Genomic DNA, 22760 nt, shown 5'->3' on the forward strand with positions numbered 1-22760 from the left:
TAAAAACTCAAATTTAAACAGCAACAAAATAGCTAGTTAAGCCTTAAATATCTCCTCGCTTTTGTAACTTCATCCACTTGGGGGCTTAGCTAGTAAGGAGCAAGTATGATTTTCCTACTCTTTATATTAAGTATTATTATTCAGCTTATTGTAGTATGGGCAATTTTCTTTTTTAACTTAAATAAAGTTCTTGGTAGCAGTGTGGCCATTATTATTGCCATACTTTCGGCATTCTTGCTAACACCATGGTCTCTGCTTTTAGGTATTCCAATTATTGCACTCAGCATCATTATTTTAGTTGAGCCATTACGATTTAACCTGATTACCAAGCCAGCCTATAAGACTTTAGCGAATTCAATGCCGAGCATTAGTACCACAGAACAAGAGGCTTTAGAGGCTGGTACCAGTTGGTGGGAAAAAGAGTTATTCATGGGAGCACCTGATTGGTCTCAATTTGAAAAGTATTCCTACCCAACGTTGTCAGAAGAAGAGCAAAGCTTTATAGACAATGAAGTTGAACTACTTTGTAGCATGCTCAATGAATGGGAAATTCATCATCACTTAAAAGATCTTCCTCCTGAAGTTTGGCAATTTATTAAAGATAAAGGTTTTTTAGGCCTCATTATTCCAAAGTCTTTTGGTGGTAAAGAATTTAGCTCATTCGCACAAAGTCGTATTATGAGCAAAATTGCTTCACGCTCACTCACCACCGCGGTGAGTTGTATGGTTCCAAACTCATTAGGACCGGGTGAGCTGCTCATGCACTACGGTACCGATGCTCAAAAACAACAATATTTACCCGGTCTTGCCAAAGGTGAAGAAATTCCATGCTTTGGTTTAACCAGTCCAGAAGCAGGTTCAGATGCAGGTGCAATTCCAGATTCAGGCGTTGTTTGCTATGGCGAATATGAAGGTGCTCAAGTTCTTGGTCTGCGCATGAATTTCTCTAAACGCTGGATTACGCTTGCTCCGATTGCCACTGTTGTCGGCCTCGCATTTAAACTGTATGACCCTGAGGGTCTACTCGGCGATAAAAATAAAACAGAATACGGTATTACCTGTGCACTCATTCCTGCAAGTCATGCTGGGGTAAAAATAGGTGCACGCCATTTCCCAGGTTCTCCATTTATGAATGGAACCGTAGAAGGAGAAGATGTTTTTATTCCAATTGACTGGATTATTGGTGGGCAAGAAAATGCTGGTAAAGGCTGGCGCATGCTCATGGAATGTTTAGGTGTTGGCCGTGGTATTTCACTTCCAGCTTTAGCAACCGCTGCCGGTGAAATGAGCTATTTAACCGTTGGTGCTTTTGCGAAAATTCGTCAACAGTTCAATATTTCAGTAGGTAAATTTGAAGGCGTACAAGAGGCAACCAGTGAAATTGCCAGCGATGCCTACATGCTTGAAGCATTCCGTTATTTAGTCACTTGTGGATTAAATCAAGGTGGAACACCCGCCGTGATGACCGCCATGGCAAAATATTATGCAACTGAAACGATGCGCAAAGTGGTTAATCACGGAATGGATATTGCCGGAGGACGTGCAATTCAACTTGGACCACGTAACTTCCTTGCTCTTACCTATCAAGCAATTCCAATTGCAATTACAGTGGAAGGCGCAAATATTTTAACTCGTTCATTGATGATTTTTGGTCAAGGCTCAATGCGTTGTCACCCTTACCTTTTTGAAGAATTGCAACTACTTCAGTCTGAAGATAAAAGCACTTCAGTCAAAAAATTCGATGACCTATTATTCAAACATTTAGCCTATACCTTTAACCGCGGAGCAAAATCATTTGCTTATGGTTGGACAGGTGGCTCAAGCGATGCTCCGCAGTCAGTAGATCAATTTACTGCCAGTTACTATAAAACGATTAACCGTTTTAGTGCCAACTTTGCTTTAGTTGCAGATATGGCACTTGGCTTACTTGCAGGAGACTTAAAACGCAAAGAAATGTTATCAGGACGCTTGGCAGATATTCATGCTCACCTTTTTATTTCTACTGCAATTTTAAAGTTTTATGAAGCTGGTCAAAAAACTGAAGCTGAACAACTTCACGCTAAATTAGCTCTGCAAAAAGCTTTCTTGAATATTCAGGAAGCATTTTGGGGCTTATTTGAAAACTTCCCAGCTAAACTTCCCGCAGCATTTGTGAAATGGATCTGTTTCCCTTTTGGTCGTGTCATTTCAAAACCAGATGATGAGTTAAAACAGCAAGTTGCTGAACTCATGATGCAAGAGCATCCTTTTAGAGAACAACTCAAACATCATGTATTTTACTCAACCAAAGCCGATGATGTGACTGGTCGTTTAGAACATACATTCCAAATTTTACGAACTCTTGAACCACTTTGGGATAAGTTTAAAAAAGCTGAATCTAAAGGTAAATTTAAGGGACTTACTTTCGAAGAGAATATTGAACACGCGATAAAAGAAGGTTTTATTTCTGAAAGCGAAGCTCAACAATTATTGCAATACAACGCAATTCGATTCGACAGCATGCTTACAGATGTTTTTGATGAACATTTAAATAAAGATCTTCCTTTATCTAACCCTCATCAAATTTAGTGACTGATGCCTCCACTAATTCACTATTGCAATCATTTTTGATTCGCATTAATTAATAAACAGCCATAAAAGCGTCAATCGACGCTTTTATTTTTAGGAGAAATTAATGTCTAAGCAAGATTACGAAAATGGATTAAAAGTTCGCACAGAAGTGATGGGAGAAGCTTTTGTAAAACGTGCCCAAGAGAATACGGTACCATTTACTCAGCCATTGCAAGACTGGATTAATGAACATGCATGGGGATCTACTTGGCAGCGTGAAGGTGTACTGCCGCGCAAATATCGTTCATTAATTACTTTGGCAATGTTAACTGCACTTAAGTCACCAACTGAACTCAAAGGCCATGTTCGTGGTGCTCTCAACAATGGTTGTACAGTTGAAGAAATTCAAGAAACGTTATTACATAGCCTGCCATATTGCGGTGCGCCTGCTACACAAGAGGCTTTTCGTGCTGCTCTAGAAGTGATTCAAGAATATCAACAAAAATAACTTTAATATGAGCCAGCACTCTACTGGCTCTTTTTTATCTAATTCAATTTGATTGAATGCATTTGAAAATTACGATCATCAATCACGATAGCCTGACGACAAATCCCTTCCACTTGACGTTGCTTTTCAAAGACTGCCGCTGACATCGGTTCAAAACTATCAAAAAAACAGATTTCATTTTGATCTATAGAATAAATGAGTGACTGATTTCCGACACCCTCTAAAGTGTCGTAATACACAATCACCATTTTTCCATTTTGAATTGTAACTTGAATATCCTGATAGCTTAACGCTGGGCCCGTGGGTATTTTTAATACATTTGCTTCTTTATAACTCATGCGTTCGCTTGGGCTAATATTTGGGTCTTTATCCGAATGAAATGACACCTCAAACCCAAATTTCTTTAAAGCAACAGCCAAGGCAATTGTATAGGTGCCGTCTTCATCATATCGACAAATTTGAATCAGCTCGGAAATATCAATTTGAACCCCATGATGCCGAAGTACCATCCAAACCGCAAAAACACCGCTATTCGCTTCGAGGTTTGCCAAAGATTCGGGAATATTTAAGGCCATAATTTAAATCTAAAGTCGTAATTAAGCAGATAATAAACAAAACTGGATTGGCACTAAAAGCTTTTCCAAGTACAATGTTTCGCTAGTCGAGGGATGCTGCGACAAATGATCGGTACTAAAGATCAATTTGCCAGGCTCGACAATCGGTTAAACGCTCGTTTTTAACCAACAACGGCATCCGCGAACAGAACGATCCATACTATTTTTTCCCTAGGAGATCCTGATGAACGCGGTTAATGCTTCATTTACAGATTATAAAGTTGCTGACATCTCACTTGCTGACTACGGTCGTAAAGAAATCAAACTTGCTGAAGCAGAAATGCCGGCTCTAATTGGTTTACGTAAACGTTATGCAGACTCTAAACCACTTGCTGGTGCAAAAATTCTTGGCTGTATCCACATGACCATTCAAACAGCGGTTCTTATTGAAACGCTTGTTGAATTAGGTGCTGAAGTTCGTTGGACTTCATGTAACATTTTCTCGACTCAAGACCATGCTGCTGCTGCAATTGCTGCTCGTGGTATTCCAGTTTTCGCTTGGAAAGGTGAAACTGAAGAAGAATATGTATGGTGTTTAGAACAACAAGTTAATGTTAATGGTCAACCTTGGGATGCCAACATGATCTTGGATGATGGCGGTGACTTAACTGCTCTTGTTCATGACAAATACCCTGCTCTTTTAGAACGCATTCACGGTATCACTGAAGAAACTACAACAGGTGTTCAACGTCTTATCGAAATGTGGAAAGACGGTTCTTTGAAAGTACCTGCAATTAACGTAAATGACTCTGTTACTAAGTCTAAAAATGACAACAAATATGGTTGCCGTCACTCATTAAATGATGCAATCAAACGCGCAACTGACATGCTTTTGTCTGGCCGTCGTGCGCTTGTGATCGGTTATGGTGACGTTGGTAAAGGTTCTGCTCAATCTTTACGTCAAGAAGGCATGATTGTTCGTGTAACTGAAGTTGACCCAATTTGTGCAATGCAAGCATGTATGGACGGCTATGAAGTTGTATCTCCATACAAAAACGGCGTACAAACAGGCAAAAAAGAAGATATTAACCAAGACTTACTTGGCAACACTGACCTTGTTGTAACTACTACTGGTAACTACCACGTATGTGATGCTGCAATGTTAGATAGCTTAAAAGCTGGTGCAGTTGTATGTAACATCGGTCACTTCGACACAGAAATTGATACTGCTTATTTACGTGGTTACAAGTGGGTTGAAGTTAAGCCACAAGTTCACCAAGTTTATCGTTCTGAAGATGAAAATAACTACCTCATTCTTCTTTCTGAAGGTCGCCTTGTAAACCTTGGTAATGCAACTGGTCACCCATCACGTGTGATGGATGGTTCTTTTGCTAACCAAGTGTTAGGTCAAATTCACTTATTCCAAGAGAAATTTGCTGACCTTCCTGCAAACGAAAAAACTGCAAAAATTCGTGTAGAAGTTCTTCCTAAGAAACTTGACGAAGAAGTTGCTGCGGCAATGGTTGTAGGTTTTGGTGGTGTACTTACTCAATTAACTCAAGAGCAAGCTGGCTATTTAGGTGTTGCTGTTGAGGGACCATTCAAGTCTGACGCTTACAAATACTAAGAACTTAAGGGCAGACGGTGAACCGACTGCCCTTTTTTCTAAAAATATTGTTTCGCTGTTTACAAGGATTTGACATGACTAAACGTATACCCATTTCTTTTGAATTTTTCCCACCTAAAACTGATGCCGGTGCTGAAAAACTTCGTATTGTTCATCAAGAATTACAACCATTAAATCCAGATTTCTTCTCGATTACTTATGGCGCTGGTGGTTCTACTCGCGAACGTACTCTTGCTGCTATTGATGATTTCAATGGCAAAGGTACACCAGTTGCTCCTCACCTTTCATGCATTGGTGATGATAAAGCTCGTATTGCTGAGCTACTCGACCTCTATAAAGCTCAAGGCATTAACCGTATTGTCGCTTTACGGGGTGATTTACCGTCTGGTCAAGTTGGACTTGGCGAACTTCCTTATGCTCAAGATTTAGTACGTTTCATTCGTCAGCATTCAGGTGATCATTTTCATATTGAAGTTGCAGCTTATCCAGAAATGCACCCTCAAGCTGAAAACCTTGATTCAGATATCCAACGTTTTATCGAAAAAGTACAAGCTGGTGCTAATGCAGGAATTACTCAATTCTTCTTTAATCCAGACTCATACTTTTATTTTATTGAGCGCTTAGAAAAAGCTGGAGTTAATATTCCGGTAGCTCCTGGCATCATGCCTATTACCAATGCCAGCAACTTAATTCGCTTTGCTGATGGTACTGGTGCAGAAATTCCTCGCTGGATCCGTAAGCAATTACAAGCCTATGGCGATGACAGTGAGAGTATTAAAGCTTTTGGTCATGAAGTTGTTGTTAAGCTATGTGAACGCTTGATCGCAGGTGGTGCACCAAGCTTACATTTCTATTCAATGAATCAAGTCGAACCAACTCGTCAACTCGTCGTTGATCTTGGTTTAAATTAATTTTGTAAGGCGTATCCAATGAATCGTTTTTTTATCGAAACTGAACTTGCTGTTGGCTCAACAATTCAATTGACAGAAACAGTATTTCATCATTGGGTGCGTGTTTTACGTGCACAATTACAAGAACAAGCTACTCTCTTTAATGGTCGAGATGGCGAATATCTCGCTACACTAACCGAAATTAATAAAAAAAATGCGTTTGTCACGATTGAGAGTTTTAACCCTACTAACCGTAGTGCCCCTTTTAAAGCTGTCCTTGGTCAGGTCATGAGTAAAGGTGACCGAATGGATTATGCCATTCAGAAAGCAACTGAACTTGGAGTAAGTCAAATTCAGTTGCTTACAAGTGAGCGCTGTGAAATGCGCTTAAAATATGACCGAGATCAAAAAAAATTAGATCATTGGCAAGCTGTTGCAATTGCTGCTTGTGAACAATGTGGTCTTAATATCGTTCCAGAAGTGTTAGCGCCCATTTCTCTAAGTGAATGGCTAAGCTCTACTCAGCTTCCCGCTTCAAAATTTGTGTTAGCGCCAGAAAAAGAACAAAAAGATGTATTAGCAGGCATACAACCTGAACTTGCCTTATTAATTGGCCCAGAAGGCGGTTTAAGTGAAAATGAAATTACTCAAGCCAATCAAGCTGGTTTTATGAATTGGTGTATTGGTGACCGTGTCTTACGTACAGAAACTGCACCTGTCGTTGCCTTATCTATTTTAAATTATCGGTTTTTATCAACCTAAGTTCATTGAACATTGATTAAATCGTTATTTAAAGTTAATTTACTTTTATTGTATGAATAAAATTTCAAATTCTTTATCACTGATAAATCAGATTCTTTCTGTATATATGTAAAAAAATAGGATAGAAAAATCTTATGTCCGGGCTTCAGGAAGAATATTTACAGCATCAAACAAAAATTGAGCAGCTAAAACTTTCAATTCAATATATACGCTGGTATTTGATTAGCTTAATACTGTTATGTCTGATCTCATATGCTATTTTTTCTTATTATTTCTCATCTTCAATAACCATATTTAACTGGACTATCGGCCTCACTATTGCATCTTTTACTTGCCTATTATTTGTTCCAAATATTTTAACCCACTATCGTACTATTAATTTTATTAAAAAAGCTGATCTTATATTACAAAGTATTTGTTTTATTTCAGGAATTTTATTAGGGATAACCGTTACAGTTATTCACTTCTATCTTCCTCAAGAGTTAGTTTCGCTACCAGATGCTCATATTTTAATTGCTTTGTTTATCACTTCTGCCCACATCATTGGCCTGACTTTTTTAACGCAACAACCTCGATACTTTTATCTTTTATTCATTCCCAGTACATTACCCCTATTAATCGCTCAATTTACACATACACCCATTGCTCAGCTACCTTTTTATTTCGCCTATAATATAGCTTTCGTGGCTACAGTACTCTGCGCATACGCAACTCAACGTAACTATCAAAAGATTTCTAAACTATTATTAAAAAATAAACAGCTTGTTCAAATTTCAGATCAACACACTCAGTGGGCTGAAGAATTATGTGTGCAACTTCAACAAGAAGTGAATAAATCTAAAGATATTGAAGCCCAGCTCCAATTTAATAACCATTTACTTGAGCAAAAGGTACGTGAACGAACTTACGATCTCACAAAAATGAATGAGCAACTCGAAAGCCATCACTACAATTTAGCTTTTGCACATGAAACGGCTGGCATTCGGCCATGGGACTGGGATATTGAAAATCAAAAATTAGAAATTACGTTTTTCGATCAACAAAAACAAACTCAGACGACCATTATTCATCTCAATACCATTTTAGACCGCATACATCCAAGTGATAAAAAGCTTTTTGACGAGCGCTTGAAACAACATTTGGAAGGAATTACAGATCATTTTAATGTCAATTTTCGAATTTTACGTCGTGATGGTTCTTGGCGATGGATTCATGATGTAGGCCGTGTCATTACAAGAGATCCTAAAACACAAAAAGCGCTTCGCATGGTTGGTATGACCCGAGATATACATCAAGAGAAAAAAGATCAAGAACACTTAAGACTATCGGCAATTGTGCTTGAGCAAGCTGCAGAAGGCATATTTATTTTAGATGAACACCTGAACTATATTGATATTAATCCTTACTACGAAAAATTAACCGGATTCTCTAAATCAGAACTCCTAAATAAAGAGTTATTTAGCATTACAATTAATCAAAAAGAACTACAACAACAATTTCATAGCTCAATTACCCAACAGCTCCTCGAAACTGGAGAATATATGGGCCAATTTGACGAAAAGTTTAGCTCTGGCAAAAGCGTATATTTGTGGTTACACATCAATGTGGTCAAAGATGAGTTCAATCAAATTACAAATTATATTGGATTTGCAAGGGACCTCTCTGAGCAAAAACGTCAGGAACAGCATCTATCCTATTTAAAAAATTACGATAGCCTCACTCACTTGCCTAATCGTCTTTACTATTACAACCAACTTCATCAATACCTTGTAAATCCATCATATAACATTAAAAACTTAGCATTAATACGAGTAAACATTGACCGTTTCAGAGCTTTTAATGAATTTTTAAATAATGATAGTGGTGATGAACTTCTTAAACAGTTTGCACAACGATTACGCTTAATCAATATTAATGCAATTTTAGTTGCCTATTTAAATAGTGACGATTTTGCAATTATTTATGAAATTTCCCCAATTCATCCAAATATTGAACAATATTGCCAAAATATTTTGCAGGCACTCAATGCCCCTTTTTATATTGATAATCAAGAATATTTCATTACCGCATCTATTGGCGTAGCATGCTTTCCTGAGCATGGACGACAAATTGATCATCTAAACAATCATGCAGAACAAGCACTTTCAGAAGCAAAACGCTTAGGAGGCAATACCATTTCTTACTATTGCAATCAAACAACTCACTCGTATAAATCTGCCGATTTAGAGCAAGAGTTACGTAAAGCCATTCAAAATGATGAATTTGTCGTTTATTACCAACCCAAAATCAATCTACAAGATCAATCAATTATAGGTTTTGAAGCATTAATTCGCTGGCAACATCCCGAAAAAGGATTAGTCATGCCAAATATGTTTATACCTTTTGCTGAGCGTAGTAGCCTGATTTCGGATATTGGTAAAGTCGTTTTAGAGAAAGTTGGAAAACAATTACAAGAATGGAAAAGTCAAGGCTACACAAACATTCAAGTCTCTGTAAATATTGTTGCTCAGCAAATACATCGAGGCTTATTACTCAATGATATTGATGAAATTTTGCAGAAATATAATATACAAGGTTCAGATCTTGAACTTGAAATTACTGAGTCAGCCCTCTTGGACAATACCGATAACGTAAAAACGCTATTACATGCAATAAAACAACGAGATATTTCAATTGCTCTAGATGACTTTGGTACAGGCTATTCCTCTTTAGCCTATCTGACAGAATACCCAATTGATGTATTAAAAATTGACCGTGCTTTTATTTCTAAAATTGGTGATCACAAACAAGAAGCCATTGTAAATGCCATGATTGCGATGGGTAAAAGTATGGGTCTTAAACTGGTTGCCGAAGGTGTAGAAACAGAGGAACAAGTTGCCTATCTACAAAAACAGCAATGTGATTTTTTACAAGGCTATTTCTTTAGTCGTCCTATCCCGGCTGAGCAGATTATCCCTTATCTACAAACAGATCCGCCTATTTCTTAATGGTTCTCACAGACTATTTTTACATATGCTGCTTTTTCCAAAAATGAGCGTTTTTGACTGTGAGAAATAAAGAAGTAGTGTTATATTCTTTAGCATTTAGCTCACTACAGGGCTATTGGCAATTCGTCTACTATTCTCTTAATTGGTAAAAATTAAAGCATAGTAAAAGAACCGAGTTGCCTTCCCCTGAATGAGTGATTTGACTAGTTTGCTTTTTTGTATCAAATAGAGACTCAGATGGACGATCAATCTTTAAAACAGGCCGCTTTAAATTACCATGAATATCCAAACCCAGGGAAAATCAGCGTCACCCCAAGTAAGCAACTTGTCAACCAACGAGATTTGGCTCTAGCCTACTCACCCGGAGTTGCTGCGCCATGTTTAGAGATTGAACGTGATCCATCAACTGCTGCTAAATATACAGCACGCGGAAACTTGGTTGCTGTAGTCACTAACGGTACTGCTGTTCTTGGTTTAGGTAATATTGGCCCATTGGCTTCTAAACCTGTAATGGAAGGTAAAGGTGTTCTCTTCAAGAAGTTTGCTGGTGTTGACGTATTTGACATCGAAATTGCAGAAAACGATCCAGATAAAATCGTGGATATTGTTGCCTCTCTTGAGCCAACTTTCGGTGGTATCAACCTCGAAGACATTAAAGCGCCAGAATGTTTCTATATCGAAAAGAAACTTCGTGAACGCATGAAAATTCCTGTATTCCATGACGATCAACATGGTACAAGTATTATTGTAGGTTCAGCTTTGCTCAATGCATTGCAACTTGTAAATAAGAAAATTGATGAAATCAAAATCGTAGCTTCAGGTGCAGGTGCAGCAGCACTTTCATGTTTAGACTTGCTTTGTGCGCTTGGTGCTAAAAAAGAAAATATTATTGTTGCCGATTCTCGTGGCCTATTAACGACTTCTCGCGAAGGCTTAGACGAATCTAAAAAACGTTATGTTCAAGATATTACAGCATCTCAGCTTCATGAAGTAATGACTGGCGCTGATATGTTCTTGGGTCTTTCTGCTGCTGGTATTCTCACCAAAGAAATGGTGAAACAGATGGCAGAGAACCCTATTATTTTTGCTTTGGCAAACCCAGATCCAGAAATTTTACCTGAACATGCACATGAAGTACGCTCTGACGTCATTATGGCAACTGGTCGTTCTGACTATCCAAACCAAGTAAACAACGCATTATGTTTCCCATACATTTTCCGTGGTGCACTTGATGTTGGCGCAACTACGATTAATGAAGACATGAAAATTGCATGTGTACATGCAATTGCACGTATGGCTCATGTTGAAGCTGATGCCGCAACATATGGTGAAAAATCTGCTTCATTTGGCCGTGACTATTTAATTCCACGCCCACTTGATCAACGTTTAATTTTAGAAATTGCACCAGCAGTTGCTAAAGCTGCAATGGACTCAGGTGTAGCAACTCGTCCTATCGAAGATTTCGCTGTATATCGTCAAAAATTGTCTGAGTTTGTATATAACTCGGCATTCTTGATGAAACCAATTTTTGCTCAAGCAAAAGCTGATCCTAAACGTATTGCATATGCGGAAGGTGAAGACGAACGCGTATTACGTGCAGTACAAATTGCTGTTGATGAAGATTTAGCTAAACCAATTTTAGTAGGTCGTACTGCTGTAATTGAAGCTAATATCAAAAAATTAGGCCTCCGTTTACAACATGGCGTAAATATTGAGATTGTAGATCAAGAACAAAACCCGATGTATGAAGAGTTTTGGAAAGATTACTATCAAACAATGCAACGCAAAGGCATCACTGTTGAATATGCTCAACGTGAAGCTCGTCGCCGTTCAACTTTAATTGCATCTCTACTGGTTAAATTCGGTAAAGCAGACGGTATGTTATGTGGTACTTACAGTAGCTATAACATTCACCTTGACTTTGTACGCAATGTTATCGGTCTTAAAGAAGGCATGAATAACTTCTTCACGTTAAATGCATTAATGCTTGAAGATCGTAACTTGTTCATTGCAGATACCTACGTAAACACTAATCCTACTGCTGAACAACTTGCTGAAATGACTATTTTGGCAGCTGAAGAAGTACGTCGTTTTGGTATTACTCCACGCGTAGCACTTCTTTCTCATTCAAGTTTTGGTAGTGACCAAACTGATTCAAGTGCTCAAAAAATGCGTGAAGTTTATCGTATTTTATCTGAGCAAGCTCCTGAGCTTGAAGTTGAAGGTGAAATGCATGGTGATGCAGCATTAGACGAAAATATTCGTCAATTTGCATTCCCTGGTTCACGTTTTAAAGGTTCTGCAAACTTGCTCATTATGCCAAACCTAGATGCAGCAAATATTTCATTTAACTTGTTGAAAGCGACTTCTGGTAACAACGTTACTATTGGTCCAATTTTGCTTGGCGCAGCAAAACCTGTTCATATTTTGACACCGACAGCAACTACTCGTCGTCTTATCAATATGACTGCTTTAACTGTTGCGGAAATCCAACAACAAGAAAAGTAATTTAGAAAGAGCTTTTTACGAAAAGCCTGTCTAATGACTTGAGAAAACCTCTATTCTGTAGCATGATTGCTTGAAGAATAGAGGTTTTTTCATGCAAGTGTATTTAGTAGGCGGTGCCGTCCGAGATTCTCTACTTGGGCATCCCTATCAAGAAAAAGATTATGTTGTGGTCGGAGCAACGCCTGAACATATGCTCGCCCAAGGTTTTCAACCTGTAGGCAAAGATTTTCCTGTGTTTCTTCATCCTAAAACTAAAGAAGAATATGCACTTGCACGTACTGAGCGAAAGTCCGGTAAGGGCTATCACGGTTTTCAGTTTTTTACTGATACCACAGTAAGTTTAGAAGAAGATTTAATTCGCCGTGATTTAACCATCAATGCCATAGCAATGGATCAAGATGGCAAAATATATGACCCCTATGGTGGTCAAACTGATTTAGAAAATAAAACCTTACGACATGTTTCAGAAGCTTTTGCTGAAGATCCTTTACGTGTTTTACGTGTGGCACGCTTTGCAGCTCGATATTCTTCATATGGCTTTCATATTGCATCTGAAACCTTACAATTGATGCAAACAATGGCTGAATCAGGTGAACTCGACGCCTTAACACCAGAACGTGTGTGGAAAGAGACTTCACGTGCGCTTTTAGAAGATCATGCAGATATTTATTTTCAGACATTACGGGATTGCGGTGCCTTAAAACATCTTTTTCCTGAAATTGACGCATTGTTTGGTGTACCACAGCGTCCTGAATATCATCCTGAAGTAGACTGCGGCATACATACCCTAATGTCTTTACAGCAAGCGTGTAAGTCAAACTACTCGCTTGATGTTCGGTTTGCTGTTTTAGTACATGATTTAGGTAAAGCATTAACGCCTGTTAACGAACTTCCTCGCCATATCATGCATGAAGAGCGTGGCGTGAAACCCGTTACCGAATTATGTGAACGTTTAAAGGTTCCAACTCAAACTCGACAGTTGGCATTATCGGTGTGTAAAGAACATCTAAAATGCCATCAGATTATGTCGTTAAAACCCGGAACTGTATGGCGTTTATTACAGCGTTTAGATGTATTACGTCGCCCTGAGAGAGTGGAAGCTTTTGTACAGGCATGTGAGTGTGATGCTAGAGGAAGACTAGGTTTAGAAGACCGCCCTTATCCTCAAGCTCAGTATATGTTAGATGCGATGCAAGTGGTTCGCTCTATTAAAGTTCAGGACTTACCAGAGAACATTAAAGGTGCTGAAATTGGTGAAATGTTAATTCAATGTCGCATTGATGCTTTAACTGAGTTCAAACATCAACATCAAACACCCACACATTCTTAATTTAAGCTAATAAAAAAGCCTCATTACGAGGCTTTTTTGTTTTTACTGTTTAGGCAGCGGTATATATTGAGATTGTGTATTTTGGTTTTTTCTTTCCCCAACTGCTACCACAAAGTTTTCTTGCTTCCCAGCTCGCTCAACCACCACATTAATTTCGCTATTAGGCGCTTGTAATGCAACATAATTAATCAAATGAGAAGCTGAGGTAATTGATTCATTATTCACCTGAATAATTTTATCACCAACTTTAATGCCCGCAGATGCTGCTGGACCGTTTTTCAAAACATCAGCAACGACCACACCAATTTGTTGTTTTGGTGCTAATACATCTTCTTGTGTAGGCGGTACTAGACTAATGCCCAACCATCCACGTACAACACGACCATCTTTCAAAATCGAGTTTAATACTTGTTGGCAAATTTTAGCTGGAATTGCGAAACCAATACCTAAAGAGCCGCCTGACTGCGAGAAAATAGCGGTATTTACCCCAATTAGGTTACCAGCGACATCAATTAAAGCTCCGCCTGAGTTACCTGGGTTAATTGCAGCATCTGTTTGAATGAAATCTTCATAGGTATTGATGCCTAAATCAGAACGCTCAGTGGCAGAAATAATACCTTGAGTTACCGTTTGCCCTACTCCAAATGGATTACCAATCGCTAAGACAACATCACCCACTTCATTACCACTGAGCTTAAATGGCAACACGGGTAATTTATCTAAATCGATTTTAATTACAGCTAAATCCGTATCAGGATCTGTTCCAACAATAGTTGCCTCTGCACGACGTCCGTCACGCAATGCAACTACAATTTGGTCAGCCTGAGCAATCACATGATTATTGGTAAGAATATAACCATCAGCACGAACAATAACCCCAGAGCCTAAACTATTTTCATTTTGCTGTTGTTGTTCAGGAACCTGATTTCCAAAAAATTCGCGGAATACTGGATCACTTAACAATGGATGATTTTGTTTAACTTTCTGGGTCGTAAAAATATTAACAACTGCCGGCGCTGCAACTTTCACAGCAGCACTATAAGACACCACCCCGCCCGCTCGTGAAGTATCAACCAGTGGTTCAACTTTTTCGGCAGGCATTTGCACCCCATCAACTGCAACAGTTGGTTTCGGCTGATGGTATTTTTGCCATGCAATAAAACTGGCAATTACAATAATAAGTAACACCCAAGGTAACCATGTAAAGGTGCGGCGCACGTTCATATCCTCTACGCAAAGAAGCTTTTAATTAAATTAATATATTGAACAAAAAGAGTTTTCAGTTAAGCATTTTAAATTAAATATGTCGATATACATAAAAAACTCAAAAAAGATTTGTCTAGCTTTAGTTACACAACAAAATATGTTTCTATAGCTTTAGCAATTATTTACTACTCAATTCAGGAAATATCATGGCGAATTTGCATGAAATTATTCAGTGGTGCGACCAAACCTTAAAAGCTGCAGAATTTAAAGATTACGCACCAAATGGCCTGCAAATTGAAGGTTCAACTGAAGTAAAACGTATCGTTTGTGCCGTTACGGCTTCCGAAGATGCGATTGATGCGGCAATTGCTCAGGATGCCGATCTATTACTCGTACATCATGGTTATTTTTGGAAAGGCGAACCGTACCCAATTACAGGAATGCGCGGTAACCGAATTAAAAAACTCATTCAAAATAATATTTCACTCGTGGCTTACCACCTACCTTTAGATGCACATCCAAGTTTGGGTAACAATGTAGCCATTGCAGAAAAATTGGGCTTACACCATTTAGAACCACTCGATTTATCAGAGAAACACCCAATTGGAAATATTGGATATTTAGAGCAAGCTGTTTCTGTTGAAGAGTTTAAAACAAAATTACAAAATAGCTTTGATTTTAAAGTGATTCATTTACCAGCCGAGAAGAAAAGCATTCAAAAAGTAGGCTTTTGTACGGGTGGTGCTCAAGATTTTATTGCTAAAGCAGCTTTGCAAAATTGCGATGCTTATATTTCAGGCGAAGTCAGTGAACGAACTTTCTATGAAGCAAAAGAATTAGGAGTTCACTATTTTGCGTGTGGTCATCATGCAACCGAACGTTATGGAGTTCAACGTTTAGCACAAGCAATTTCACAGCAGTTTGCAATTGAAGCCGAATATTTTGAATTGAATAATCCGATTTAATTAAGTCTTTTTTTCAATCTGTGTTATGCGTATTAATTAGATCTTTATTGTGTATAGTTCTTTAAAACGATGCCCTATTGTGAACAGAATCATTTACAATAGAGCCACTTAATTGTATAACCCAGCAAATGCAAGGAATAGGAACATGACAACCATTACTTTACCTGCACTTCCATATGGCTATGATGATTTAGCGCCACATATTAGTAAAGAAACTTTAGAATACCATCACGATAAACACCACAATACCTATGTTGTTAACTTAAACAACTTAATCAAAGGGACTGACCTTGAAGGTAAAACTTTAGAAGAAATCATCAAAGCAACTGCTGGTGATGCATCTAAAGCTGGTATTTTCAATAACGCTGCTCAAGTTTGGAACCATACATTCTACTGGAATTCTATGAAGCCAAATGGTGGTGGTAAGCCTACTGGCGCAATCGCTGCTAAAATTGAAGAAGCTTTTGGTAGCTACGAAAAATTTGCAGAAGAATTTGCTGCTGCTGCAACAACTCAATTCGGTTCAGGCTGGGCTTGGTTAGTTGCTGATGAAGTAAACGGTAAATTATCTATTACTAAAACTTCTAATGCAGACACTCCACTTGCACATGGTCAAATTGCTGTATTAACAATTGACGTATGGGAACATGCTTACTACATCGATTTCCGTAACTTACGTCCTAAATACATCGCAACTTTCTTAGAAAGCCTTGTGAACTGGGACTATGCAAATGCAAAACTTGCAGGCCAACCAGCTGGTGTAGAGAAATAATTTTATTTCTTTATAAAAAACCACCCTATTTTGGGTGGTTTTTTTATTTTTAGTACCTTAAAAGCATATTAATCAAGCAAACGATTCATTTTCTTTAATATTCTTATTGACGCTTTTAGATTTCATCCATAAAATGCGCATCAGATTCTCCAATAGCTCAGTCGGTAGAGCGACGGACTGTTAATCCGCAGGTCCCTGGTTCGAGCCCAGGTTGGAGAGCCATCTACTAATCTCCCATAGCTCAGTCGGTAGAGCGACGGACTGTTAATCCGCAGGTCCCTGGTTCGAGCCCAGGTGGGAGAGCCAAGATTCTAAAAGCCCGCATTTATTGCGGGCTTTTTCTTATCCAATCATTTAATGATTTTCTATTATTGTTAATAAAATCAATGTTTCGAATATTTTTAAACCAAACGATTAGATATTCTCACTAATTCCGTTATTAAGACTTGACCCCGCCCCCTTTCCTGCCTAAAATCCTTTTCCAGATTCTCCAATAGCTCAGTCGGTAGAGCGACGGACTGTTAATCCGCAGGTCCCTGGTTCGAGCCCAGGTTGGAGAGCCAAGATTCTTAAAAACCCACTCATCATGAGTGGGTTTTTATTTGTATGATGCCTTCACATGTTCGAATCGAGTCACTTATTTTTTATTGTTTTAGGTTGCATCAGCACCTGCATTTTTCTTGCTGTTTGTTTACGCCCTTATTTATTTCCAAAACAAAAATTCTTTGCTCGTCCTGTTATTACCAACTTTGAAACTCAAATGTTTATCCGCTTAAAACAAAGTTTTCCAAGTTATCATGTTTTAGCACAAGTGGCTTTTAGCGCTTTAATTACCAGTAAGGACTATAAAATTCGTAGTCAGTTCAACCGTAAAGTTACCGACTTCGTTGTGCTTAACGACAAGATGGAAGTAATTGCCATTATTGAACTAGATGACCCTTCTCATCTTGAAAAAGCGGAAGAAGATCGTATTCGTGATCAAATGCTCACAGAAGCAGGTTACATTGTAAGACGTTACACAAATATTCCGACGGTACGTCAGCTACAAAAAGATATTCATTAAAAACCGCTGTTATTTCTTTTCAGAACTTGCTGCTTCTTTTTCAGCTATTCTTTTTTCCATTTCTAAACGTTGCTGCTCATATTGTTTTTTAGTCTTAGCATCACTTTTTGCAGCCAAGAAAAGTATTCCGATAATAAAAAAAGGAATAAGCAAACCTAATCCCATTAATAACCAAGGAACAGATTTTTTTTCAACAGTTGGCTGGCTCATAACTACTTCAAACTCAAACGGTATTAATTCTAAGATGTGTAACAATATAACAAAAAGGGCCCTCTTTAGGACCCTTTTAATTTGAATATTTTAAATACAAAAATTATTGTGCTATTCCTGTACATTCAACATTCTTACTAGCATCTATTACCGATGGATCAAGCACTATATTTGTTTTAGCTGGCATCTTAGATTGAACAAATTGATAAATTTCAGCATTTCTACATACAATCGCTTGAGTATGGGCAGCCCCTAGAACAGGCACAAATGTCACATCAGTTCCCATTTTTTTAAGCCCCTCTTGTAAGGCATTAGTAACAGGATATGGTACAGCCATATCAGCAGTCCCCTGAACAATCATAACTGGTGAATTAATTTTTTTAGTTGCTGGCTGATTATCGTCTAAGAACTTTTTCACAGTTGGATTCTCTTGGAAATTACCAGCTAGACCAGGATAATCGAGAACTGTTTTACCAGCATTAGTCGCAAGAAAATCACGGATATCGTCTGCAAATTTATTATGCAAATCAGTTAAACATACACCATTTTCACCAGTAGTCCCTTCTGCGAACTCAGCTACACTCTGAGAACGTTGTTGGAAAATTTCACGATAATTAAATTTAGGTTCATAGGCTGTAATACCCACTGTGGTATATGCAGCATATGCGAGTAGCTCAGCATACACTTCTACAGCCGTACCAACAGGTGCAGTACCAGCCTGCTCTCTCTCAAGAATGTCTTTAATTGCTTGCGGAGCAACTTTAGAAATAATATCGCCAAGGCTAGAAGCTGGGGCTGTTGCAACCGCTCCTTTGTAGTTACTGTCGTTATTAGCAAATTCAGCTGTTCCTAATGAAGCATGACCTCCTTGAGACTGTCCAATTGACATCCATGAACTATTCAACTGATTACCATAATGATCTTTCGCAGCTTTAACTGCTGCAATTGCAGATTTAGCCTCACTTCCCAAATTAAGGTATGGGTGCATTCCTCGCGTACCTAAACCCTCATAGTCTGGAGCAATTACAACATAGCCAGCTGCCAATAATGTATCCGCTAGAATTTTGAAACGTGGATTAATTGTATTATTACTTGGTGCACAGCTATCGCCTACGCCTACAGTGCCATGTTCCCATACAACTACACGATAACCATCTTTAGGTTGAGCAATTTTAGGGAACATTACTAATGCTGTTGCTTCTGCTGTTTTCCCTTGAACATTTGCCATGTTATAAGTCATGACTTTTATAGATGAAGCACCTTCTAAACTATCCTTAGAATAGGCTTTCTCAGAAATATAAGTTTTATCAGGGTTCACACCAATATAGTCATCATCATCGTCATTACATGCTGCAAGAAATAATGTTGAAACCGATAATGTTATAGCTAAAGCAATTTTTGACCGTTTCATAAAATATCCTTTTTATGTTATGTGTTATTTATTCCGCATATTTTTATGCACAAATATTAAGACATAAAAAAAGTGCTCTGCATAGAACACTTTTCAACCTTACGGTCATTTTTACTATATGAAATTTAAAAATATTCCCAGAAAAATGATTAATCCAACCCAGCGATTGTGACGGAATGCCCAAAAACATACTTGAGGGTTGCGGTCTTTGGTTTTAATTGTTTGATATATAAAATCGAATGCAACAACAATCAAAGCAATGATCGCCCATGGAAATAGAATATTTTCTAAATACAGTGCCGAACCAATCAAAACAAGACTGGTTGCTTGTAAAAGCGCAATAATTTGGATGTCATATCGACCAAAAAGAATAGCTATAGATTTCACACCAATCTTTAAATCATATTCACGGTCAGTAATGGCGTATTGAGTGTCATAAGCGACTGTCCAAGCTAGATTACCAAAATAAAGAAGCCAACACGTTATATCTAAAGGCTTACCCATCGCAGTAAATGACATTGGAATTCCCCAAGAAAATGCCATACCTAAAACCACTTGTGGTAAATGGGTATATCTTTTCATGAAGGGATATATAAATGCTAAAACTAATCCAGCTAGTGCACAATAGAATGTCGCTATAGGTAAAAAGAACAAAGTACAAGCGCTAGCAAATACTAACGCTAAAAATACATATATTGCTTCTCTCGGACGAATGACCCCAGTTGCTAATGGACGTGTTTTAGTGCGTTCAACATGTGCATCTACTTTTCGATCAGCAAAGTCATTAATGGCACAACCAGCAGCACGCATAAAAATTGTGCCTAAGACCATTGCCAAAAGAATATGCAATGGCGGCCTTCCTTCTGCAGCAACCCAAAGTGCCCACATAGTTGGCCAAAAAACCAGTTCTGTTCCAACTGGCTTATCAAATCGACATAGATAATAGTATGCTTCTAAACGCTGACGCCATGTGGTATCTGTTGCAGTCGTCATAGTAGTTCCTTGTCGTTCTGCTGATGTAGAAAAGCTTCAAAAGCTGGTAAGAATGTTTCTTGGACTATAAATTTACACCCATGCCAAGTATAGCAACTTTGTCGCGTCCACCCTTCTGGCAAACGAATGACACGGCGGTCACAAAGTGGGGTCGTTCTTTGAAATAGAAAAAATCCAATCGGTGTAGAACCAATGTGCTGAAATATGCGGGCTTTTTTTTGTAGGCTTAAAATAGGAAAAATACTTTTTGCTTTAACCCATGGCTCTGCTTCACTGCCATATAAATAAGTCTCACGCACCCATGAGGTGTGAGTATGAGGCATATTCATCCATTGGCTATCTGCAAAAGTTAAACGCTGAAAGTGTTCTTTAAAAGGTTTTACACTGAATTGACCATCACCAAGATCAGTCAATTGTTGAGTCAGAGAACCAGACGCATACAACCATTTTTTCAACTCAGGATTTAAAGTCTTTTCCTGTTTAAGTACTGGTGGCCGTTTACGCATAATCTGCTCACATGAAAACTCGCACTTAGTTTAACCCAATTTTTTGATAAAAAACGTAGAGAATTCAATCAACATTCCAAGCAATAAAAAAGCCTGCATAAGCAGGCTTTTTTATGAAAATACGTATTACAAGCTGTAGTACATATCAAACTCAACTGGGTGAGTAGTCGTGTTAAGACGACGTACATCTTCAGTTTTAAGTTCGATGTATGCATCAAGCATTTCTTTAGTGAACACGCCACCTTTTAACAAGAATTCGTGATCTGCTTGAAGTGCTTCAAGAGCCATATCTAAGCTATGAGCAACTGTTGGGATTTTCGCTTCTTCTTCTGGAGGAAGATCATACAAGTTCTTATCAGCAGCTTCGCCCGGATGGATCTTGTTTTGGATACCGTCGATACCAGCCATTAACAATGCAGCGAAACCTAAGTACGGGTTCATCATTGGATCTGGGAAACGAGCTTCGATACGCTTACCCTTAGGGCTAGAAACGTATGGAATACGGATAGACGCAGAGCGGTTACGCGCTGAGTAAGCAAGCATGATTGGTGCTTCGAAGTGAGGAACCAAACGCTTGTATGAGTTTGTAGATGGGTTTGTGATCGCATTCAATGCACGAGCGTGCTTGATAACACCACCGATGAAGTACAATGCCATTTCAGAAAGGCCTGCATATTCATCACCAGCAAACAAGTTCTTGCCATCTTTAGAGATAGACATATGAACGTGCATACCTGAACCATTATCGCCTACCATTGGTTTAGGCATAAAGGTTGCAGTTTTTGCATATTGGTGAGCAACGTTCCAAACAGCATATTTGAATTGTTGAACTTCGTCAGCTTTACGTACAAGTGTATTGAAGCTCACACCAATTTCTAATTGGCAAGAAGCAACTTCGTGGTGGTGTACTTCTACACGACCAGGGCCCATGATGTCTTCGATTTTCGCACACATTTCTGCACGCATATCTTGTGAAGAATCAACTGGAGGAACTGGGAAGTAACCGCCTTTAACACGTGGACGGTGACCTGAGTTACCAGACTCGTAATCTTTACCAGTAGACCAAGCAGCTTCTTCAGCGATCAATGTATGACGAGCGCCAGACATATCGATGTCCCACTTCACTTCATCAAATACAAAGAATTCTGGTTCTGGACCAAAGAATGCAGTATCACCGATACCTGTAGATTTTAAGTATTCTTCTGCACGGCGAGCAATCGAACGTGGGTCACGCTCATAACCTTGACCAGTTGAAGGTTCAATAACGTCACAAGTCACAACTACAGTTGGTTCAGCAAAGAACGGGTCAACAAAACCAGTTTCTGCATCTGGACGTAAAATCATGTCAGATGCTTCAATGCCTTTCCAACCAGCGATTGAAGAACCATCAAACATTTTACCGTCTTCAAAAGTATCTTCATCAATAGAATCAGCTGGGTAAGTTACGTGCTGTTCTTTACCCTTAGTATCAGTAAAGCGAAAATCGACCCATTTTGCGCCACTTTCTTGTATGAGTTGAAGGACCTTGTTCGCCATGCTCATTTTGCTCCAATGAAATTTTGTTGCACTTGTTAAGTGCGTGTTAATTGCTGGTATTTATAAAGCAAATCTCATACCAACTTTATAAGACTTACCTAAAACATTGAATTGCTTATAACTATCCATGATTTAGGCCCCTTGTCCTGAACCCATTATACTGTTTGCATAGTGAAATGCACCATATTCAGACATTTTCAAATTATGGCATACAAGAATAGCTCACAATCGCCCTAATTTAGTGCAAAATTGTTGCGCTAATATGAATCATCGCATCAATATCTAACAGTAATTCATGATCATAATACTTTCTTATATAGCAAGCTGGCATTCTTATTACAATGAATAAAAAAATAATAAACGATGACTTATGAAATTCTAA

18 protein-coding genes and 3 tRNA genes are annotated in these 22760 nt (G+C 38.5%); 14 read left to right on the forward strand and 7 right to left on the reverse strand.

What is annotated here, in order from left to right:
• The first annotated feature begins 105 nt into the window (after positions 1–105).
• Together ASF86_RS08790 and ASF86_RS08795 are read left to right on the forward strand one after the other, a co-directional pair.
• On the forward strand, positions 106–2568 hold the full coding sequence (locus ASF86_RS08790; protein ID WP_056481194.1) for an acyl-CoA dehydrogenase: 2463 nt from the start codon (positions 106–108) through the stop codon (positions 2566–2568).
• Positions 2569–2674: 106 nt separating this feature from the next.
• Positions 2675–3058 carry a carboxymuconolactone decarboxylase family protein gene (locus ASF86_RS08795; protein ID WP_000043120.1) on the forward strand — a complete coding sequence of 128 codons (384 nt, stop codon included), beginning with the start codon at positions 2675–2677 and terminating at the stop codon, positions 3056–3058.
• Positions 3059–3096: 38 nt separating this feature from the next.
• Here the strand turns inward: ASF86_RS08795 and ASF86_RS08800 are convergent, their stop codons facing one another.
• Entirely contained in the window at positions 3097–3633 is a 537-nt protein-coding gene (locus ASF86_RS08800; RefSeq protein WP_056481196.1) for a cysteine peptidase family C39 domain-containing protein, read from the reverse strand.
• 223 nt (positions 3634–3856) lie between these two features.
• Between ASF86_RS08800 and ahcY the strand changes: the two genes are divergently transcribed.
• From ahcY to ASF86_RS08830, 6 genes are all read left to right on the forward strand, one after another.
• Positions 3857–5239: an adenosylhomocysteinase gene (gene ahcY / locus ASF86_RS08805; RefSeq protein WP_056481198.1), complete on the forward strand. Its 1383-nt coding sequence runs from the start codon at positions 3857–3859 to the stop codon at positions 5237–5239.
• Between the two features lie 74 nt (positions 5240–5313).
• Positions 5314–6150, forward strand: coding sequence for a methylenetetrahydrofolate reductase [NAD(P)H] (metF, locus tag ASF86_RS08810; protein WP_004643512.1), 837 nt, complete (start codon positions 5314–5316; stop codon positions 6148–6150).
• An 18-nt stretch (positions 6151–6168) separates the two neighbouring features.
• Positions 6169–6891: a 16S rRNA (uracil(1498)-N(3))-methyltransferase gene (locus ASF86_RS08815; RefSeq protein ID WP_056481200.1), complete on the forward strand. Its 723-nt coding sequence runs from the start codon at positions 6169–6171 to the stop codon at positions 6889–6891.
• A gap of 134 nt (positions 6892–7025) precedes the next feature.
• Entirely contained in the window at positions 7026–9878 is a 2853-nt protein-coding gene (locus ASF86_RS08820; protein ID WP_056481202.1) for a putative bifunctional diguanylate cyclase/phosphodiesterase, read from the forward strand.
• 237 nt (positions 9879–10115) lie between these two features.
• Positions 10116–12386 carry an NADP-dependent malic enzyme gene (locus ASF86_RS08825; protein WP_003650593.1) on the forward strand — a complete coding sequence of 757 codons (2271 nt, stop codon included), beginning with the start codon at positions 10116–10118 and terminating at the stop codon, positions 12384–12386.
• Between the two features lie 91 nt (positions 12387–12477).
• A complete protein-coding gene (locus ASF86_RS08830; protein ID WP_045430015.1) occupies positions 12478–13716 on the forward strand; it encodes a multifunctional CCA addition/repair protein in 1239 nt (412 codons plus the stop codon).
• Positions 13717–13758: 42 nt separating this feature from the next.
• Here ASF86_RS08830 and ASF86_RS08835 read toward each other — a convergent pair whose 3' ends face one another.
• Positions 13759–14934, reverse strand: coding sequence for a S1C family serine protease (locus ASF86_RS08835; protein WP_004643516.1), 1176 nt, complete (start codon positions 14932–14934; stop codon positions 13759–13761).
• A 194-nt stretch (positions 14935–15128) separates the two neighbouring features.
• Here ASF86_RS08835 and ASF86_RS08840 point away from each other — a divergent pair, with 194 nt between their 5' ends.
• From ASF86_RS08840 to ASF86_RS08865, 6 genes are all read left to right on the forward strand, one after another.
• A complete protein-coding gene (locus tag ASF86_RS08840) occupies positions 15129–15887 on the forward strand; it encodes a Nif3-like dinuclear metal center hexameric protein (RefSeq protein WP_056481204.1) in 759 nt (252 codons plus the stop codon).
• 145 nt (positions 15888–16032) lie between these two features.
• Positions 16033–16659, forward strand: a complete 627-nt coding sequence (locus ASF86_RS08845; protein ID WP_003650584.1) for a superoxide dismutase — start codon at positions 16033–16035, stop codon at positions 16657–16659.
• Between the two features lie 146 nt (positions 16660–16805).
• A tRNA-Asn gene (locus ASF86_RS08850) sits at positions 16806–16881 on the forward strand.
• Between the two features lie 8 nt (positions 16882–16889).
• A tRNA-Asn gene (locus ASF86_RS08855) sits at positions 16890–16965 on the forward strand.
• A 181-nt stretch (positions 16966–17146) separates the two neighbouring features.
• Positions 17147–17222, forward strand: a tRNA-Asn gene (locus ASF86_RS08860).
• Positions 17223–17278: 56 nt separating this feature from the next.
• Positions 17279–17722 carry a DUF2726 domain-containing protein gene (locus ASF86_RS08865; protein ID WP_017391937.1) on the forward strand — a complete coding sequence of 148 codons (444 nt, stop codon included), beginning with the start codon at positions 17279–17281 and terminating at the stop codon, positions 17720–17722.
• Between the two features lie 9 nt (positions 17723–17731).
• On the opposite strand, the gene ASF86_RS08870 is transcribed toward ASF86_RS08865, so the two are convergent.
• From ASF86_RS08870 to glnA, 5 genes are all read right to left on the reverse strand, one after another.
• Entirely contained in the window at positions 17732–17932 is a 201-nt protein-coding gene (locus ASF86_RS08870) for a hypothetical protein (protein ID WP_026056195.1), read from the reverse strand.
• 103 nt (positions 17933–18035) lie between these two features.
• Positions 18036–19343, reverse strand: a complete 1308-nt coding sequence (locus tag ASF86_RS08875) for a lipase family protein (RefSeq protein WP_005039140.1) — start codon at positions 19341–19343, stop codon at positions 18036–18038.
• 114 nt (positions 19344–19457) lie between these two features.
• Entirely contained in the window at positions 19458–20336 is an 879-nt protein-coding gene (ubiA, locus tag ASF86_RS08880; protein ID WP_056481206.1) for a 4-hydroxybenzoate octaprenyltransferase, read from the reverse strand.
• Positions 20333–20842, reverse strand: a complete 510-nt coding sequence (locus ASF86_RS08885) for a chorismate--pyruvate lyase family protein (protein ID WP_056481208.1) — start codon at positions 20840–20842, stop codon at positions 20333–20335. The genes ubiA and ASF86_RS08885 overlap by 4 nt, the downstream gene beginning before the upstream one ends.
• A 126-nt stretch (positions 20843–20968) precedes the next feature.
• Positions 20969–22384 (reverse strand): type I glutamate--ammonia ligase, encoded by a 1416-nt coding sequence (glnA, locus tag ASF86_RS08890; RefSeq protein WP_003650573.1) that lies wholly within the window; start codon positions 22382–22384, stop codon positions 20969–20971.
• Positions 22385–22760: the final 376 nt, after the last annotated feature.

Origin of the sequence: Acinetobacter sp. Leaf130 (assembly GCF_001423205.1) — a bacterium.
Lineage (GTDB): Bacteria > Pseudomonadota > Gammaproteobacteria > Pseudomonadales > Moraxellaceae > Acinetobacter > Acinetobacter calcoaceticus.